5 protein-coding genes are annotated in these 3,657 nt (G+C 46.0%); 4 read left to right on the forward strand and 1 reads right to left on the reverse strand.

Translation table 11 applies throughout. The annotated features are described in order from the left end of the window. The 3 genes from Q0R35_RS16905 to Q0R35_RS16915 all read left to right on the forward strand — a co-directional run. Positions 1-218: restriction endonuclease (locus Q0R35_RS16905; protein WP_295621092.1), on the forward strand; the 218-nt coding region annotated here is incomplete at its 5' end. Positions 219-287: 69 nt separating this feature from the next. Next, positions 288-1,526, forward strand: coding sequence for a bifunctional ornithine acetyltransferase/N-acetylglutamate synthase (argJ, locus tag Q0R35_RS16910; protein WP_366944931.1), 1,239 nt, complete (start codon positions 288-290; stop codon positions 1,524-1,526). A gap of 141 nt (positions 1,527-1,667) precedes the next feature. Further along, positions 1,668-2,249, forward strand: coding sequence for a DUF2939 domain-containing protein (locus Q0R35_RS16915; RefSeq protein WP_295621095.1), 582 nt, complete (start codon positions 1,668-1,670; stop codon positions 2,247-2,249). 77 nt (positions 2,250-2,326) lie between these two features. On the opposite strand, the gene Q0R35_RS16920 is transcribed toward Q0R35_RS16915, so the two are convergent. Continuing rightward, positions 2,327-2,848, reverse strand: coding sequence for a hypothetical protein (locus Q0R35_RS16920; RefSeq protein WP_295621098.1), 522 nt, complete (start codon positions 2,846-2,848; stop codon positions 2,327-2,329). Positions 2,849-2,924: 76 nt separating this feature from the next. Here Q0R35_RS16920 and cobU point away from each other — a divergent pair, with 76 nt between their 5' ends. Beyond that, complete coding sequence (gene cobU, locus Q0R35_RS16925) at positions 2,925-3,485, forward strand: bifunctional adenosylcobinamide kinase/adenosylcobinamide-phosphate guanylyltransferase (RefSeq protein WP_295621101.1); 561 nt, start codon at positions 2,925-2,927, stop codon at positions 3,483-3,485. Positions 3,486-3,657 lie beyond the last annotated feature (172 nt).

Genomic DNA, 3,657 nt, shown 5'->3' on the forward strand with positions numbered 1-3,657 from the left:
TCGTTGGAGCCTTAGCTGGGAAAGGTGCCAAAAAAGGAGTATTTATTACTACTGCTAAATTTTCAGAACAAGCTCGATCGTATTTACCAAATGATATTAAAGTTGTGTTGATTGATGGGTTACAACTGACTAATTATGCGATTGATTTCAATCTCGGTGTCTCGATTGTGTCTGAATACCAAATTAAACGTCTAGATCTAGACTATTTTGAAGGATAGTAAATCAGCTCATCAGAACAGTCCAATGCTAGTATGCTGATAACTAGTACTTGCAAACCGATGACTGATATGGACTGGCGTGAAATTTCTGGGGGAGTGACGGCACCGAGAGGCTTTAGAGCGGCGGGGATTACAGCAGGATTGAAAGCTTCGGGATTGCCCGATTTGGCATTGATTTTATCTGACGTAGATGCGATCGCGGCTGGAGTCTTTACCCTCAGTCAGGTGCGGGCTGCATGTGTAGAGTATTGTCGCCGACAACTCGATCTCAAACACAGTATCCGCGCAATTTTGTGCAATTCGGGACAGGCAAATGCGGCAACTGGCGAAGCTGGTTGGGATGATGCAATCGCTTGTGCGAATGCCCTCGCTAGTGCCCTAAATATCGCCCCAGAAGCAATCTTACTCGCCTCGACGGGGGTAATCGGTCAACGCATTAAAATGGATGCCTTACTCGCCGGAATTCCCAGTTTGGTTGCGGCGGCTGCACCTGAGGGTGGCGATACCGCAGCTAAGGCGATTATGACGACAGATTTAGTCAGTAAATCGATCGCGCTAGAAACTACAATTGGCGATCGTACCGTGCGAATGGGTGGTATGGCTAAAGGTTCGGGGATGATTCATCCGAATATGGCGACGCTATTAGCGTTCGTGACTTGCGATGCGGCGGTATCGACGACATTATGGCAACAAATGTTGAGTAGAGCGGCAGATAAAAGTTTCAATCAGATTACCGTCGATGGCGATACGAGTACTAATGACACTCTAATCGCCCTCGCAAATGGCGAATCGCGCACCCCTGCGATCGTCCAAGCCGGAGCCGAAGCCGATAAACTAGAAGCCATGCTCACTGCTGTCTGTCAGTATCTAGCAAAATCGATCGCGCGAGATGGCGAAGGTGCTACTTGTCTGATTGAAGTACGGGTAACCGGGACTACTACCGATCGCGAGGCGCGCCAAATTGCCCGTGAAATCGCTGGATCTTCGTTACTAAAAGCTGCCATCTTCGGGCACGATCCCAACTGGGGACGGATTGCAATGGCGGCGGGTAAAGCTGGCGTACCATTCGATCAGAATAATTTGGCTGTCAGCTTAGGCGATATTCGACTGATGGCAAACGGACAACCGTTGACATTCGATCGATCTGCTGCCAGTAATTATCTCAAAGCCGCCAGTCAAGGCGAATACCTCAAAACCGATACGGTACTAATCTCGGTGGCTGTCGGCAATGGCAGCGGCGAGGGCATCGCCTGGGGCTGCGATCTCAGCTACGACTATGTAAAAATCAACGCTGAATACACAACTTAGGCTAGGGAATAGGGGATAGAGGATAGGGGATAGGTGCATTCTTACTCCTTACTCCTCACTCCTCACTCCCCGCAATAATACAAGCCAATAAAACTCTCCATAAGCGATTGAGTAACTTTCAGATCGTCATTTTAACTACTTATGTTTGATTCTCTATCGGAGCGGCTGCGCGATCGCCTAAAATCTACAGATAAAAAGACAATTATTACTGGTGCTGCCGTCAGTGCTGGGCTAATTGGAATCCTCAGTGGTGGAGCTTATTATGCCCCTTACTTGACGCTGAATAGTATCAAAAATGCTACCGAGCATCGCAATGCTGATGCTTTATCGCAAGAAATAAATTTCCCAGAACTAAGAGTCAGTATTAAAGAAAATATCAAAGCTAAAATACTCAAGCAAACAGCTAAAGACAGTACTATTAAAGCACCTGAACTAACACCAACTTTAGTCAAAAAAATTGTCGATCCGATCGTAGATGAATTAATTACTCCCGCAGGAATCGAAAAATTGATGCTCGATAAAGTACCTGAAGCTCAAATCGACCTCACTTATCTCGAAACAGATCTAAATAAGTCAAATGTCACAATGGGCTATGAATCGTTCGATCGGTTTGTCGTTCGCATTATCGATAAAGTCGATCGCACCAAAGATGTCAGTCTAATCTTAAAACGCGATGGTTTCTTAGCCTGGAAATTATCAGCGATCGATATTTCTAAAGTCTAGGCTTTAGGTATTAGGCTTAATTATGTATGCTCTTACTATTTACTCCTTACTCCTTACTCCCATCTCCCATCTCCCATCTAATCTTCAATCTTAATTCGCAACAAAACGAGATCCTCTAGCACCTGACGAATGTGTCGCTCGACTTGTTGTTTGCGTGCGTCTAAATCTTTTAATTGCTGGTATCGAGCAATTGCCTGACTGACGTTCAAAATCTCTGTCATCGAACACGATCGCGTCCAAAGTTGCCCATATTCATCTAATCCACATAACCGATAGCCAGCTTGAGGATCGACGATCGCCAGATCGATCGGATCGACGGTAACATAAGGAGTGGGAATCGCTTCCCCTGCGGAATTACGCTGAAAAGTCCGCGATTCCAACCATCCTGCTAAAATTGTGCCGCTAGCGACGACTTCAATCCGATCTCGATCGATTTGGACTAATTCTTGTTGCCACCCCGTCACCAACTTGTACATCTCCTGGAGCATGTGTGCTGCCAAAATCGGGTTAGCATCTTGACGAAGATGACCGAATCTTGGTATCTCAATTGTGGCTGGTTTGGCGTTAGAATCTGAATTCCGATCTAGGAATAGGGACATATCACATTAGTTGATAAACTAAATAGGGAACAGGGGATAGAGAATAGGGAATAGGGTAATGTTTCAGATAATTTGAATGGATAACAGCATAACTCAATCGGGACGACAACTTATTTTAGTTACGGGTGCGGCGAGATCTGGTAAAAGTGAATGGGCGGAAAAGCTTGCCCTCGAAACAGATAAAGCTGTCACCTATATTGCCACCGCAACCATCGATCCCACCGATGTAGAATGGCAAACCAGAATCTTGCTTCATCAGCAGCGTCGCCCAGATACATGGCAAACAGTAGCCGCAGTCGAACATCTGGCAAAGACGATCGAATCGGCTCTAGCAGAGGATTGCTTACTAATTGATTCGCTCGGTACTTGGGTGGCAAATTTACTCGATCGATCCGATGGGGAATGGGAAAAGTTGACTCAAGAGCTACTAGAAATACTACCAAATAGTGCGGCAACGATCGTCATCGTCGCCGAAGAAACAGGCTGGGGAGTGGTTCCAGCCTACCCCAGCGGGCGATTATTTCGCGATCGCTTGGGCATGTTAACCCGTAAAATTGGATCGATCGCTAATCCAGTTTATTTAGTCACTGGCGGTCACGTTTTAAATTTATCTCAATTAGGTCGTAAATTAGATTAGAGAGATTTTGGATACTTCTCCTTGCGGAGATGCTACGCTATGGCTACGCTCAGTACAAGTTTTGGATTTTGGATGGAAACGCCGAACTCCCATCTCCGAACTCCCATCTCCGAACTCCCATCTCCCCAAAACCTGTTAAAATAGACAAAGCCTCAACACCTAGATATCGCGC

It is taken from the genome of Chamaesiphon sp. GL140_3_metabinner_50 (assembly GCF_025361915.1).
In the GTDB taxonomy this organism is placed as follows: Bacteria; Cyanobacteriota; Cyanobacteriia; order Cyanobacteriales; family Chamaesiphonaceae; genus Chamaesiphon.

What these genes read in the sequence shown, in the direction of transcription:
- argJ (WP_366944931.1), top strand. Translation starts at nt 288, where the DNA reads ATGGACTGGCGTGAAATTTCTGGGGGAGTGACGGCACCGAGAGGCTTT.
- Q0R35_RS16915 (WP_295621095.1), top strand. Translation starts at nt 1,668, where the DNA reads ATGTTTGATTCTCTATCGGAGCGGCTGCGCGATCGCCTAAAATCTACA.
- Q0R35_RS16920 (WP_295621098.1), bottom strand. Translation starts at nt 2,848, where the DNA reads ATGTCCCTATTCCTAGATCGGAATTCAGATTCTAACGCCAAACCAGCC.
- cobU (WP_295621101.1), top strand. Translation starts at nt 2,925, where the DNA reads ATGGATAACAGCATAACTCAATCGGGACGACAACTTATTTTAGTTACG.